This window comes from Maricaulis maris (assembly GCF_003634045.1).
Classification (GTDB): domain Bacteria; phylum Pseudomonadota; class Alphaproteobacteria; order Caulobacterales; family Maricaulaceae; genus Maricaulis; species Maricaulis maris.
The window spans coordinates 384,257-398,192 of sequence record NZ_RBIM01000005.1 but is presented as its reverse complement, the minus strand read 5'-3'; the positions used below and the strand labels follow the sequence as shown (position 1 = coordinate 398,192).

Annotated in this window: 10 protein-coding genes and 1 tRNA gene; 4 read left to right on the top strand and 7 right to left on the bottom strand. The window is 62.1% G+C overall.

Translation table 11 applies throughout. The features are described from left to right. The first annotated feature begins 242 nt into the window (after nt 1-242). Nucleotides 243-671, top strand: coding sequence for a GtrA family protein (locus C7435_RS12485; RefSeq protein ID WP_075191487.1), 429 nt, complete (start codon nt 243-245; stop codon nt 669-671). 318 nt (nt 672-989) lie between these two features. Here C7435_RS12485 and C7435_RS12480 read toward each other — a convergent pair. After that, nucleotides 990-1,079: transfer RNA gene (locus tag C7435_RS12480), tRNA-Ser, on the bottom strand. A gap of 346 nt (nt 1,080-1,425) precedes the next feature. On the opposite strand from C7435_RS12480, the gene msrA reads away from it, so the two are divergent. From msrA to C7435_RS12465, 3 genes are all read left to right on the top strand, one after another. Next, on the top strand, nt 1,426-2,079 hold the full coding sequence (msrA, locus tag C7435_RS12475) for a peptide-methionine (S)-S-oxide reductase MsrA (RefSeq protein WP_075191488.1): 654 nt from the start codon (nt 1,426-1,428) through the stop codon (nt 2,077-2,079). Nucleotides 2,080-2,155: 76 nt separating this feature from the next. Next, on the top strand, nt 2,156-2,830 hold the full coding sequence (locus tag C7435_RS12470) for an HAD-IB family phosphatase (RefSeq protein WP_170150464.1): 675 nt from the start codon (nt 2,156-2,158) through the stop codon (nt 2,828-2,830). Between the two features lie 113 nt (nt 2,831-2,943). Continuing rightward, nucleotides 2,944-3,672 carry a DUF4386 domain-containing protein gene (locus tag C7435_RS12465; RefSeq protein ID WP_075191489.1) on the top strand — a complete coding sequence of 243 codons (729 nt, stop codon included), beginning with the start codon at nt 2,944-2,946 and terminating at the stop codon, nt 3,670-3,672. Here the strand turns inward: C7435_RS12465 and serA are convergent. The 6 genes from serA to C7435_RS12435 all read right to left on the bottom strand — a co-directional run bounded on the left by serA (nt 3,669) and on the right by C7435_RS12435 (nt 13,920). Continuing rightward, on the bottom strand, nt 3,669-4,874 hold the full coding sequence (serA, locus tag C7435_RS12460) for a phosphoglycerate dehydrogenase (RefSeq protein WP_075191490.1): 1,206 nt from the start codon (nt 4,872-4,874) through the stop codon (nt 3,669-3,671). The two genes, C7435_RS12465 and serA, sit on opposite strands and share 4 nt — an antisense overlap. Nucleotides 4,875-5,008: 134 nt before the next feature. Further along, the gene (locus tag C7435_RS12455; RefSeq protein WP_121211870.1) at nt 5,009-5,539 is read right to left on the bottom strand and encodes a peroxiredoxin; all 531 of its coding nucleotides are present in this window, start codon (nt 5,537-5,539) and stop codon (nt 5,009-5,011) included. 72 nt (nt 5,540-5,611) lie between these two features. Continuing rightward, entirely contained in the window at nt 5,612-7,420 is a 1,809-nt protein-coding gene (gene lepA / locus C7435_RS12450) for a translation elongation factor 4 (protein ID WP_121211868.1), read from the bottom strand. 496 nt (nt 7,421-7,916) lie between these two features. Beyond that, nucleotides 7,917-9,383: a DUF1593 domain-containing protein gene (locus C7435_RS12445; RefSeq protein WP_121211899.1), complete on the bottom strand. Its 1,467-nt coding sequence runs from the start codon at nt 9,381-9,383 to the stop codon at nt 7,917-7,919. A gap of 174 nt (nt 9,384-9,557) precedes the next feature. Then, nucleotides 9,558-12,497 (bottom strand): TonB-dependent receptor plug domain-containing protein, encoded by a 2,940-nt coding sequence (locus C7435_RS12440; RefSeq protein ID WP_170150463.1) that lies wholly within the window; start codon nt 12,495-12,497, stop codon nt 9,558-9,560. Nucleotides 12,498-12,618: 121 nt separating this feature from the next. Next, entirely contained in the window at nt 12,619-13,920 is a 1,302-nt protein-coding gene (locus tag C7435_RS12435) for an MFS transporter (protein WP_121211865.1), read from the bottom strand. Between the last annotated feature and the right edge of the window lie 16 nt (nt 13,921-13,936).

Here is a 13,936-nt window from a genome sequence, read left to right as displayed (position 1 = left end):
CCACCCGCTTCGACAAGCTCGCCAGAAACTTCCTCGCTGCCGTCGCTCTCGCCTCAGCGCGTCTCTGGATCAGAACTTATGAGCCCACGACCTAGTTCGAACTTGGCGCTACATTTAAATGGTCTCTCCCGAACCGCGGTTGTTATCATATTGGAGGTTGCCATCTCCGTTGACTATATTTTCTGCATTGGTATGACCTGCGTTCTTCTAAGAGCGTAAACTCGTTGGTTTCAAGTGCATCTATGACGCGCAATAAATTTCCCAAACTTATATACGCCATTATCGAGCGACCAGCCGTTCGCTATCTGATCGTAGGCGGCAGTACCAATCTCGCCCTGCTGGCTCTTTATGCGGGACTGACGGCTCTCGGCGTTCACGAGGTGACTGCCAGCAGCATCGGCTACTCCACCGGCATTGTGGTGACCTATATTCTCAACAAGGGCTGGTCTTTCCGCGACAAGTCGACACACCATACCGCCTTCATCAGGTATATTGCCGCCTATGGCGTGGGCTATGTGGTGCAGATTGCAGTCCTGTACGGCCTGACCTTCCAGCTTGGCCTGCCCCATATCATCTCCCAAATCGTGGCCATGATTGCAGCAGCCGTGAGCATTTTCTCGTTGCTCAAGCTTTTCGTGTTCCGGCCGACGCCGGATCTGAGGGATCGCTAGGAGGAACCAGACAAAACCGGACTGGTCTCAAAAAGGTGGTGTCAAACTAAAGCGGACAAGTCTCGAATGTCGGCGCTCGCATAGCCTTTGGCCAGCAGCAATTCGCGCCTTTCGATGAGAGCGGCATTGCGAAGGTTTTTGAATCTGGAACGGCGCTCGAGGGATCGGTCGTGGTTGAAATGATGCGGGCGGACGCGTGAGCAGTGACGAAGATCGCCGAGACACCCAAGTCTCCATGCAAGGAAGTATCCACGAAGCCGCGGAAACGCCGCGGGAATTGTGCGGCGCCATTTTATCTAATTATTTCAAGAAGATATGTGGCGGTGAGGGTGGGATTCGAACCCACGAGACGGTTACCCGCCTACACGCGTTCCAGGCGTGCGCCTTCGACCACTCGGCCACCTCACCGCGAAGGCGCGGACTATACCCATCGCGGCGCATCCTGCAAGGCGTCTCGCTCAGCTTGCGCACCCGTCGAATGCAAGATTTGACAGCCCGCCCCGGGATGACTGTCCCGGCCACCTCAAAAGGTCTTGTGCACATATTGCGAAGGGGTGGGGCAAGGGCCGGGACTTGAGGTGGACCGCGATGCATCCGCGCGCATGTGCCACGGCCTCCGGACGGCCACACACCGACCGGTCGACGCCCCGCTGCAATGCCCGCCGTGACGGGGCGGATATCGCCGCAACTGGCTCTGGTTTTTGCCGGCAAGCCTCTTATCTTCAGGCGACACCTCAAGGCTTTGGAGCCCCGCATGTCAGACCCTGTCTGGAAATCCCGAATCATTCCCGCCGACCAGGCCCTGGCCGGTCGCAGCGAGGCCATCGCGACCGCGCCGACCCATTTCATCACCGGGCGTGACATCAAGGTGGCCGTGCCCGACGGCCTGCAGGAGATATTCCTCGGCCTGGGCTGTTTCTGGGGGGCCGAGCGCCTGTTCTGGGAGGCACCGGGTGTCTGGCATACGGCGGTCGGCTATGGCGGTGGCTCAACGCCGAACCCGACCTATGAAGAGACCTGCAGCGGCGCCACCGGCCATGCCGAACTGGTGCGCGTGATCTTCGATCCGGCCGTGATCACGCTGGATGGCGTGTTGAAGATTTTCTGGGAAAGCCACGACCCCACCCAGGGCATGCGGCAAGGCAATGATCGCGGCACGCAATACCGCTCGGCGATCTATGCCACCACCTCGGACCAACTCGCCCTCGCCCGCCAGTCAGCGGCGCGCTACCAGACCGGTCTCGACAAGGCAGACCTCGGTGCAATCACGACCGAGATCACAGCGGCTGGCCCCTTCTATTATGCCGAGGATTATCACCAGCAATACCTGGCCAAGAACCCGTCCGGTTATTGCGGCATTGGCGGTACCGGCGTGGTCTGCCCGATCAACCCGGGCGCCGGCGCCTGAGCGTGCGTCGCGCAAAGACGCTGACAGGCCGCAAGCCCGCGTCTAGACTCACGCTCTGGTGGTTCGGGAAGACGGCGTGACACGACTGATTGCCTTTGATGTGGACTCGACGCTGTTGCGGGTTGAGTCGCTGGACAGCGCACTGGAGGCGGCACTTGCCATGCGCGACGACAAGCTGGCGGCGAAAGCGCGCCTGCATGAGATCACCCGCGCCGGCATGTCGGGCAGCATGGCGCTGCGCGACAGTCTGGAAGCACGCCTGGAACTCGCCGCACTGGATCGAGCGGGCGTAGACGCCGTCGCCGAGCAATTGCGTCAACGCCTGACGCCCGGCATGGCACCGCTAATCCGCAAGCTGCGGGCGCGCGGCGATGTGCTGCACGCCGTTTCCGGTGGCTTTGCCGACCTCCTGGAACCGGTTCTTGGCGATCTTGGCTTTGGCCAGGGCGACATCCACGCCAATCGCTTTATCTGGAATGGTGACCAGGTCAGTGGCCTGGACACGGACTATCCGCTGTCGCGCAATGGCGGCAAGGCCGAGATCCTCAACACCATCTCCGGCAAGGCCGACGAAACCATCATGGTCGGCGACGGCATGACCGATTTCGAGGCCTATGAGGCCGGCGCCGCTGACCGCTTCATCGGCTTCGGTCTGATCGCCAAACGAGAAGTCGTGATAGCGGCCTGTGAATGGTCCGGTGCCAGCTATGTCCGCACAGTCGACGGGCTGGCCAAGGCGCTGGGCGTCTAGCGCACCGGCGAACCCGTTTTCCCAGAACGATGCGCCGATTTGGAAATCGGCAAGACCCGCGCTGTGCCGGTCGCTAGTATGGACACCACAATCAGGTCCGGATCGGAGCACGCATGCCCAACACAACCACACCAACCCGCCATCCCGTCGCGCTCGCCCGCCTGTCGGGGCTGGCCTATATCGCGATCATTCTTTGCGGCATTTTCGCCCAAATGGCTGTTCGCGGCAGTCTGATCGACTGGCAGGATGCCGGCGCGACCGCCGAATTGATCCAGAGCCGGAACGGATTGTTCCGCCTGGGCCTCCTGGCCGATTTCCTGGTCCTCGTGCTCGACATCGTTCTGGCCGTGACCTTCTACCGCCTTCTGGCCCCGGTCGATCGCGGCCTGGCGCTCCTGGCCCTGTCTGTTCGTCTTGTGATGAGCGGGGTGTTGGTCACCGCGCTTCTGGCGCAGACAGCACCGCTGATCCTGCTGGGTGATACCGGCATTGCCGGCCAGTTCGAGGCGGGCGCCGCCGACACGCTCGCCCTCACCTTCCTCGGCCTGCACAATGAAGGCTATATCCTCGCCCTCATGCTGTTCGGCCTGCATGGCTGCGCGCTCGGCATCCTGCTTGCCCGTTCAGGCTACTTCCCGCGCTTCCTCGGCCTGCTCATGGGGCTGTCAGGCCTGAGTTATCTGGCCCTCGGCATCGTTCACTTCGGCCTCCCCGCGCTGTCGGGCCTGGGCGGGTTGCTGCTCCTTCCCGCCGCCCTCCCGGAATTTGTTTTCGCCGGCTGGCTGCTGGTGGTCGGCCTCAACCGCCGCCAATGGGAGAGCCGGACCGGACCGTCGGACTAGCGCACCAGCCGGGCCCGGATCGATCCGTCCAATGCCCGGATGTGATCGATGAAACCGGGCGGCAGATCGCCCTCCAGATCGGCCGCCACATAGCCCAACTGACCGCGTGTCTCGAGCTGTTGGGCGGCAATATTGGCGCCGGAGGCGCTGACCGCATCATTGAGGCGCGACAGGAAACCCGGCGCGTTGGAGTGGAAGCTCAACAGGCGCGTCCGGCCCGGCTTGATCTGACCGGGCTCGATCTCGGGCACATTGACCGCCCCTTTGGTCGCGCCGAGCGAGACAAAACGCGCCAGCTTGCCCGACACGTCTTCGCCGATGGCCTGCTGGGCTTCCAGCGTCGAGCCACCGATATGCGGGGTGAGGATGATATTCTCGAATTTCTGCAACGGCGAGACAAAGGCCTCATCCTTCGACGCCGGCTCCTTGGGGAAGACGTCAACGGCCGCGCCGATCAGATGCCCGCTCTCCAGCGCGGCGGCCAGCGCGTCGATATCGACCAGATCGCCGCGGGCCTGATTGATCAGGATGGCACCCTTTTTCATGTTGCCGATGGCCGATGCGCTCATGAGATTGCGGGTGTGCTCGGTCGAGGGCACGTGCAGGGTGACGACGTCACAGATTTCCAGCAACTCGTCGAGCGAGGCGCAGGAGCGCGCATTGCCGTGCGCCAGCTTGGGTTCGGTGTCGTAGAAATAGACATGCATGCCCAGTGCGCTCGCCAGAACCGACAATTGCGAGCCGATATTGCCATATCCGACGATGCCGAGCTTCTTGGCCCGGACCTCGTGCGAATTGGTCGTCGATTTCTGCCACTCGCCGCGCATCGCCGCGCTTGATCGCACAGGGATGCCACGCATCAGCATGATGATCGAGGCCAGGGTCAGCTCGGCGACCGAGCGGGTATTGCCGAACGGGCCGTTGAAGACCGGAATGCCGCGACCGGCCGCCGTCTCGAGATCGACCTGGTTGGTGCCGATACAGAAACAGCCCAGGGCCAGCAGGTTGGGCGCCGCGTCAAAGGCCGCCTTGTTCATCTTGGTGCGCGAACGGATCCCCGCCAGCACGGCCGGTCCGAGCGCGGCATGAAGATCACCGATATCAAGCGCGGCGGTGTGACGCTCGATGGCGTAACCGTCAGCCGAGAAGGCGATATCGGCAACAGGATGGACGTTTTCAAACAGGACAACGGGATCGGACATCAGGCAAACACCTCAGTGGATGGCAGGCTCGGGAATCGCCACGCTTCGCGATGCACCGCAACACGATGACCGCGCCTTTGTCCACTGCATGATATCGCTAACGAAGCCCCGACTCCGCCGCGCTGCATGCAAGATTATTCGACGTTCAGCGCCCGCACGGCAGCAAGCGTCTGATCAACGTGCTCGTAGGGGCTCATATCCGACCAGGCAAAGGCAATCGTCGAATTTTGATCGATCACATAGGAGGTGCGGTTGGTCCAACCCGGACGCAGCATCAGACGGGCATCATAATCACCGGCCATGCCGTCCTCGATCGCGAAGACCGGAAAGGCCGAGGCGCAATGCTGGGTCGAGAACTCGGCCAGACGGTCGGTATTGCCGCCAGTCACCCCGATCACGGTCGCGCCTTCCGCGGTGAACTGATCGATCGCCTCGGCAAAGGCCGCCGCCTGGGCTTCGCAGCCCGAAGTAAAGGCGGCCGGGAAGAAGAACAGCACGACCGGCCCGTCCTCCAGGGCCTCGGCGAGATGGAAACTCACCGGCTCACCGGCCTGGAAGCCGGACACGGTGAAGTCGGCAGCGGCGTCGCCGGCGTCGAGTTCGGCGAGAGCCGGTGCGGCGGTCAGCGCGAACGCGGCAAGGCAGGCAGACAGAACATGGCGCATCGGAAAACTCCCCGTTTGATGGCGGCGCTTACGCATCAAGATGGGCCATGATCGGCACTTGGCAAGCCCCGATCAATTATCATCCATCTTCAGGGCCGCGATAAAGGCTTCCTGCGGGATCTCCACCTTGCCGAACTGGCGCATCTTCTTCTTGCCGGCTTTTTGCTTGTCCAGCAGCTTGCGCTTGCGGCTGGCGTCACCGCCATAGCATTTGGCGGTCACGTCCTTGCGCAGGGCGGACAGGGTTTCGCGGGCGACGATGCGCCCCCCCAGGGCGGCCTGGATCGGGATTTTGAACATGTGCCGCGGGATCAGCTCTTTCAGCTTTTCGCACATGGCCCGGCCACGCAGCTCGGCACGCGCCCGGTGCACGACCATGGACAGGGCATCGACCGGTTCGTCATTGACCAGGATCGACATGCGCACCAGATCGCCGACCCGGTCCTCGATCCACTGATAGTCGAACGAGGCATAGCCCTTGGAAATCGACTTCAGCCGGTCATAGAAGTCGAACACGACCTCATTGAGCGGCAGTTCATAGACGACCAAAGCGCGATTGCCGGCATAGGTCAGCTCGATCTGGTTACCGCGCCGGTCTTGGCACAGCTTCAGCACGCCACCGAGATACTCGTCCGGCACCAGGATGGTCGCCTTGATCCAGGGTTCGGCAATGGTGTCGATCTTGACCGGGTCCGGCATGTCGGCCGGGTTGTGCAGGTCGATCTCGCTGCCATCATTCATGTGCAGGCGATAGACCACGGACGGCGCCGTGGTGATCAGCTCGATATTGTATTCGCGCTCGAGACGCTCGCGGATGACTTCCAGGTGCAGCAGGCCCAGGAAGCCGCAACGGAAACCAAAGCCGAGCGCCGCCGAGGTCTCCATCTCATAGGAGAAGGAGGCATCATTGAGCGCCAGCCGCTCGATCGCCTCGCGCAGATCCTCGAACTCGGCACTGTCGACCGGGAAGAGACCACAGAACACCACCGGCTGGGCCGGCTTGTAGCCCGTGAGCGCTTTGTCGGCCGGCCGCCGGTCATCGGTGACGGTGTCGCCGACGCGGGCATCGCGGACCTGTTTGATCGAGGCATTGAGATAGCCCAGCTCGCCCGGGCCGAGACTGTCGATCGCCTCTTTCTTGGGACGGAACACGCCAACCCCGTCGACCGGATAGGCGGCACCGGTGCCCATGAGGCGGGCCTTCATGCCCTTTTTCAGCGTGCCTTCGATCACCCGCACCAAGCAGATGACGCCGAGATAGGGGTCATACCAGCTGTCGACCAGCATCGCCTTCAGCGGCGCATTCGGATCGCCGGCGGCGGGCGGCGGCAGACGGGTGACGACCGCTTCCAGCACGTCCTCGATGCCAAGACCGGTCTTGGCCGAGATCATGACGGCGTCGGACGCGTCCAGACCGATCACATCCTCGATCTGCTCCTTGACCCGCTCCGGCTCGGCGGCCGGCAGGTCGATCTTGTTGAGCACCGGGACGATTTCGTGATTGACCTCGATCGCCTGGTAGACATTGGCGAGGGTCTGGGCCTCGACGCCCTGCGAGGCATCGACGACCAGCAAAGAGCCTTCACAGGCGGCCAGCGAGCGGTTGACCTCATAGGCGAAGTCGACATGGCCGGGCGTGTCGATCAGGTTGAGGACATAGGTCTTGCCGTCCTTGGCGGTGTAATCGAGCCGCACCGTCTGGGCCTTGATCGTGATGCCGCGCTCGCGCTCGAGCTCCATATTGTCGAGCACTTGCTCTTTCATCTCGCGCTGGGTCAGTCCGCCGGTCACCTGGATCAGGCGGTCGGCCAGCGTGGATTTGCCGTGGTCGATATGCGCCACGATGGAGAAATTTCGGATGAGGGACGGATCTATGGTCATGATGCGGGCAGGTAGCATCGACAACGGGTTTGGCCAAGCGGGATAGGCTGTGTGGGCGGTGGATGGGTTATGCGCGGGGCGCCCCGAACCGCGCCACGGCCTCGTCGCCTGGCGTTTTGGGTCGTGAGGTCGTGTGGGATACCGGCCGGAGCCAATTAAACGCTGATTCTATGCCGGTAACCGCGACAGACATCCCGCCGGATAACCGGTCCGAGCCTCAGGATGGCCTGGGAACGGGAAGATTATGCGATGGGCCGGAAGAGGGGCGGATAAGTTTTCCCGATTTTTTGTCGGCGCTCACTTTCCCTCTCCCTTGGGAGAGGGGCAGGGTGAGTGGTAAACCCCGGTGATAGCAGGACGAATCCCCCTCATCCGCGCTACGCGCACCTTCTCCCCAGGGAGAAGGAAAGGGGTACAGGGCGGGGACAACCCGCCTCTTCCCGGTCGGGAGAAGCAAGGCGCCGGGGCGTATTGGGTGACACGCACCCGCCTTCCCTCACTGACCGCCGGCAGGGAGTATCGTCACGATGACGCGGCGGTAACGACTTAACGCCGGACTGCCCTTGTCGGTGACGCGCAGGATGAAGTGAACGGTCTGTGGTGCCTCGACCTCAGGGGCGTGAAAGCCGCGAGCATAGAGATTATCAGCCCCCCAAAGGTCGATCGCATTGGGATAACTTCCGGCCTCGGGATACTGAAACCAATGATAGCTGAGGCTGTCACCATCCGGATCGGATGACCCCAGCGCGCTCAAACGAACGGCGTCGCCACTGTGCACTGTCAGTCGATCCGCATGATCAAGACGGACGACCGGAGGATGGTTGGCATCGACATACGCACTGACTGTCCAGTCAATGCGGGCGGCGAAATCATTCTGGATGTCATCACGCCAGCGCCACAGGGTCGCACGAAAGCCAGTGAAGCTTTCCTCGGCATAACCATGCGCGCGACCATGGGATCGTGCCCGCCAGGGCCGCACCGTGTCGATCGCATTGGTCCATATCTCACGGGTTTCCTCGGTCACCGGAACCCCGCCGGTAAAACCATCCGGGTCGAGCGCCGAAAGTTCGGGCGTATAGAGTTCGTATCGACCGCCCCAGCCGCCCCAGTCGGGGTGTTCCGGATCGCTCAGCCCGTTCGGGATCAGGTTGAGAAAGGTCGGCGTGTCGCCCTCCATCCCGTAGGCGACATCGGGATAGGCGGCACCGAACGGGCCGTGGCCCTGTTGGATATGCTCCGCCAGCCAGGCATTCGAGATGGTGGTGTTGTCGAGCCCGTCGACAACCTGCGAAATCCCGGTCCATGTGGCGGCGCCGTAGCCGCCGGGGCTGACAATATAGAAGAGGTCGGGGAAGGTCTCGCGCATCCAGGCGCCACTGTCATCCTGGTCGGAGATTGTATAGACGCGCAGCTTGGCAACGAGGCGCGCAAGCGCTTCCGGTGAACGGGTGGCGCGCAGCGTGTGCAGCGCCTGGGCCAGGGTGTTGGGTCCACCCCAGGCGGCAACCCAGAGCGGGCGGGGATCGTCCGCTTCCAGAGCGGCGATGATCGCATCGGAGCCGGGTGTGTCGCGGCCTTCGCCAACGCCGGCCATGCCGTAGACCGGCTGACCTGTGGTGACCCGTGCTGTGAGCGTTTCGGCCTCAGGATAGCCGGACGCGTGCTGGCTCAGCGTGTCGTACACCTCGGCGTATTGCCCGATAACATGGTGGATCGACTCCGGTGCCGTGCGGCTACGCTGATGGATCGATGTCGTGGCGACCAAGCCTTCCAGATCGATCTCGTTGGCATAGAGAAGGAGGCGGATCAGGGACTGCGTGTCGTCCGGATCAGCCTCGATGTCGGTGAGCACGATGAGGCGATTATGTCGGAGATGTTGATCAGCCGTCTGCGCTGCGGCCACTGCGCTGACAATGCTCCCGAACGCCAATGCTGCAAGTAAGAAAATCGCAAATCCGCGCATGATCAACACTCCCCGATTTTGGGCAAGGATTGGTCAGCATGGGCCGGATGGCAAGTATATTGTCTGAGTTTTACAATACTGAATCGCCTCCCCTCCGCGCGCGCCGTGCAGGCACGCAAATGAAAAGGGCCCCGACCGCCGGTCGGAGCCCTCTTCCTGTCAGATAACGCCGGATCAGAATTCGGTGTTGAAACCGAGCCGGATGACACGCCCCACCGGATTTCCGGTGAAGGGGTCGTAGTTATAGTCCTGACGGGCAAAGCTCGGATCTTCGTCGGTCAGGTTGATGGCCGTGAACGAGAAGGTCGTTGCCTCACCGAAGTGGTAGAGCAGGTTGAAATCGGTCGTCAGCTGACTGTCGATCGTTGCCCCCTGCATCAGCACCGGATTGCCCGTGATATACGGGTTCGGGGCAAACGGCCCGGTCCCGAGATCAGCGCGCTGGTCGCGATAGCTGTCGACATAGGTGAAAGTCAGTCGGGTATCGATATTGCCGACAGAATATTCGAAGAACCCCCGGCCCTTCCATTCCGGCACCGGATAAGCGGTGGTCTGGAAGTTCATGAAGCCGACGCCGTCGAATCCGTCCTGGACGACGACACCCTCCACGATCTCCTCGCCAAGCTCATTGCCCAGCATGTAGGTCGCCGTAATTCCGGCATTGAGCGAACCGCCCAACACATCACCGAAATCATAGTTCAGGATGAAATCGACACCGGAACTCGTCAGATCTCCGCCATTGACCACTTCCGTCCGCACCCGCGCGATATTGGCTGCCGCACAGGTGCCGGCACCGGCAACACCGCCACCATCATTGAACTGGAAACGCTCGCGCAGACCGTCGAAGGCCGGGTCAGTACAATTCGCCGGATCAGCGAACAGCGTGGCGACCATGCCGGAGAGCGGCTCGGTGGTGATCGTGTCGGAGATCTCGTAACGGAAATAATCCACGCTGGCCGTGAAATTGTCCGTCGAGAACAGGGCCCCGATCGAGTAGTTGGTGGCCGATTCCGGCGCCAGAGCCGGATTGCCGAACACGTCGACCGGGCGGAAGCTCGATGCGATCACCTGCAGCGACGTGACGTTGGAGTTGACCGTCTGCTGGGCGGGTGGCCCGCGGAAAGTCGTGCCGGCCGAACCGCGCAAGGCGAAACCGTCGGAAATCTGCCAACGCGCCGTCACTTTCGGGTCGAAGGTCGAACCGGTCTGCCCGCCATAATCCTCGAAACGCGCCGCAAGCTGGACATTGAAATCATCCGTCACGGGCAGTTGGAGCTCGCCGAAAATGGCATAGACATCACCATCTGCGTCGCTGTCGGCGTTGGATCCGAGAAACGCCCATGCCCCGGTTTGCGGGTCACAGCTCGTATTGCCGGAGACAGGCGTGTCGCGACACGGATTGACGGCAATATTGTTGTTGTCGCCATAGGCCGCCGAGTAGGTTTCACGCCGATACTGGCCACCGACGCCGTAGAGAACGGGTCCCCCTGCCAACTCCCATCCGGTTTCACCGCTCAATGTGCCTTCGGCCACGAACAATTCGGTTTCCAGAGTGGTCGTGCCACGAACAAAGAACCAGTTGATCAGCTCGGCACTGTTCTGGTTCGGCTCGTCGCCGGGGCGTTCGGCTCCCGTAACGGCATTGGTCGGCGCCTGGTTGCCGAATGGATTGTACCACATGCAACCGCCCACGCCCGGCGTTCCGGTGGCCGGGTTGCAATTCGGGCCACCCAAGCCGCCCAGGGCCAGCTGGACCCGGTCGCCAAAGCTGTCATAGCCATCATAGAACCGCTCATAGCGATGATAGGTGACATTCAAGTCGAACGAGGTCGTGTCGTTCAGCTCGCCGTTCAGGCCGGTCGAGATGCGGAAGCTTTCATTCTCCCGCAGGCCCGTCGCCGACCCCAGATCATCGGGATTGCCGGCGAAGGCCGGATTGCCACCCGCGAGCAATGGCCGGAACAGCAGGGTCGGAAACAGGGCTGCAACCGTGCCGGCGGGTACGATCCCGGGGTTTTCGGTGACCATCTGGATGAAACCCGGATTGTTTCCGGGCACGACGAAGCCGCTTGGCGACCCGCCCACACTGACCGATGGCGACTGGGTCAGAAGATACATGGGTGAGGTCCGGTAACGCGGCACCTCGTCATGTCCATAAAGCAGGCTGATTTCCCACTCGACATTGTCGGTAAGGTCGACCCCCATCTCGCCCCAGAGCTGGTAGCGGTCCTCTTCCTCGACCAGGGCATCAAAGCCAGTGTATTGCGTTCGGCACCAATTGGCCGCCGTCACGAAGCCACCGAGTGCGGCGCAATCCGGGTCGGCGCGAAGCCCGCCGATCGGAGCGACCCCGACACCGGGAATGACACCCAGCGGCAGGAAGGTTGCGGGATTGCCGCCACCGGTCCAACCGCCTTCCGGGTTGGCTTCAAAGTCCTGCACCGCAAAGTCGCGATCCATCGCCAGCAACTCTGAACGGTGCTGATATCCGGCCGCCACCATCAAGCGGAAATTATCGCCCTGGTGACCGAAGCTGCCCTGCAGCGTGTAATCGCCATCCGTGTCGGAAATGAAGGAATAGTCGCCACCGAAGCGGAAACCCTCCTGCCCCGAGCGGGTGATGAAGTTGACCACGCCACCAATCGCATCCGATCCGTAGATCGCCGCAGCGCCGTCCTTGAGAATTTCGATCCGTCCGATCGCCGCCGCCGGCAGCAGGTTCAGATCGACAAACGGGACCCCCGTCCCCGCCGGAACCAGGCGACGATTGTTCAACAGCACCAGCGTGCGCTGCGGGCTGAGGCCACGCAGATTGACCGAGGCCATGCCTTCGGTGGCTTGCGACCGGCTATCGAACTGGTTGGTGTCCCCGATGACCCCGCTTGAAACCGGCAGCGCCTTGATCAGCTCGACCGGCGAGGGGTTGCCCAGGCGGGCCAGCTCTTCTGCGGACAGGACGTCGACCGGCAGGGCCGCGTCCTCGGGGGTTCCGCGAATGACGGAACCCGTGACGATGATCACATCGTCTTGCGCGTATGACGTCGCCGACAGGCCTGCCACCATGGCAAGGGCTGTCAGCGCGCTGCTCGCACGCATGAGACCTTTAACAGTCATATTCTCCTCCCAGACTGGTGCGGCTGCCTTATTTTTTTGCATACCGCACATTCGATTAGATCAATCGGAATTTAGCAAGTCAAGGAGATAGAGGCCGTATTGCGAGTTATTATTGGCTAATTCAACGCTGCACTGCGGCATCACCTCCCGCTTTAAGATGACGCGGTTCGCGTACTGCGGAAACTAGAATGACCAAGGCCGCCACCAGGCTGACGAGCGAGATGATGAAAACCGGCACCAAGCCGAAAAAGCTGGCGATCAGCCCGCCGAGCACCGGGCCGAGCGACGCCATTGTGGTTTCCACCGTGGTCGAGAGGGCGAGACGCATGGGGATATCGTCCCGCTCGCCGAATTCGAGAACCAGCGTCGTCGAGCTCATCATATAACCGGAGGCTGCGGCCCCCAATCCGAAAAAGGCGACCAGGAATTGCCAGGGCTGCTCGGCAAAGATCATCACCACGAGCGACACGATCCAGGTCGCCACGGTGAGGATGAAGGTCAGCCGGAAGCCATAACGATCCCCCAGCGTGCCCCAGAGCAGGTTGGTCACGGTGTCGGCACCGAGAAAGGCCAGCGAGAACAGCCCGATCGCGGCCCCGTCAACCTCCATCTTTCGACCCGCATAGATGATACAGAACGGAATGACGATCCGGCCGGCCGTCGCCATCATCTGGGCGATCAGGAAGTTGCGGTAATCGCGATTGACGAGGAGCTGCGGGAATTCCCGCACCCGCGCCATCACCCCCATCCGGACCTTGACCGTCGGGCTTTCCGGCTCCCGCATGACAAGCCAGAGCGCGCCGAGACCAAGACTGGTCAGCACGAAGGCGACCATGAAAGTCGTCGCATAACCATTGCCGAACGCATTGTTTTCGATCAGATGCGCCCCGGCCCACCAGGACAGGCCGGCCGCGATCGCACCGCCGGCGATATTGCGCCAGGCCTGCAGACGCCCGCGCATGCGGATCGGGATCACCTTCGACAGCACGACCTGGAAGGCAACACGCTGGGACCCCAGGAAGAAGCCGAACAAGAGCAGGAAGAAGAAGGTCGCCGCAAGCAGGACCGGGCCGGTCAGGAACCAGCCGGCCAGCGCCAGCCCGAGCAACTGCACCCGCATCAGTATGCCGATCGTCATCGCTGCCGGCATGACCAGGCGGCGATGCTCGATATGGGCGGCGCCCATGACCGGCGAGGCAATGGCGCCGAGCTGGATCAGCGCCTGGCCGATACCGACAAAGATCGGCGAGCCGGTCAGCATGTGCAGATAGGCGGGCACGAAGGTTGGCGCGAAGATCAGCCGGAAGCCGGTCATGCCGAGCATGCCGTGGGTGAAGTGCGCGATATAGTTTCGCTTCAGATTGCCTTCGACGAAATCGCTATAGGCCTGCTCGCGCGCCTCTGCGGTCCCGTCACCCGCCACAATACAGCTCGCGGAC

Excerpts from the sequence above, each read along its gene's own strand:
- C7435_RS12485 (WP_075191487.1), top strand. The coding sequence starts at position 243 with ATGACGCGCAATAAATTTCCCAAACTTATATACGCCATTATCGAGCGA.
- msrA (WP_075191488.1), top strand. The coding sequence starts at position 1,426 with ATGTCAGACCCTGTCTGGAAATCCCGAATCATTCCCGCCGACCAGGCC.
- C7435_RS12465 (WP_075191489.1), top strand. The coding sequence starts at position 2,944 with ATGCCCAACACAACCACACCAACCCGCCATCCCGTCGCGCTCGCCCGC.
- serA (WP_075191490.1), bottom strand. The coding sequence starts at position 4,874 with ATGTCCGATCCCGTTGTCCTGTTTGAAAACGTCCATCCTGTTGCCGAT.
- C7435_RS12455 (WP_121211870.1), bottom strand. The coding sequence starts at position 5,539 with ATGCGCCATGTTCTGTCTGCCTGCCTTGCCGCGTTCGCGCTGACCGCC.
- lepA (WP_121211868.1), bottom strand. The coding sequence starts at position 7,420 with ATGACCATAGATCCGTCCCTCATCCGAAATTTCTCCATCGTGGCGCAT.
- C7435_RS12445 (WP_121211899.1), bottom strand. The coding sequence starts at position 9,383 with ATGCGCGGATTTGCGATTTTCTTACTTGCAGCATTGGCGTTCGGGAGC.
- C7435_RS12440 (WP_170150463.1), bottom strand. The coding sequence starts at position 12,497 with ATGACTGTTAAAGGTCTCATGCGTGCGAGCAGCGCGCTGACAGCCCTT.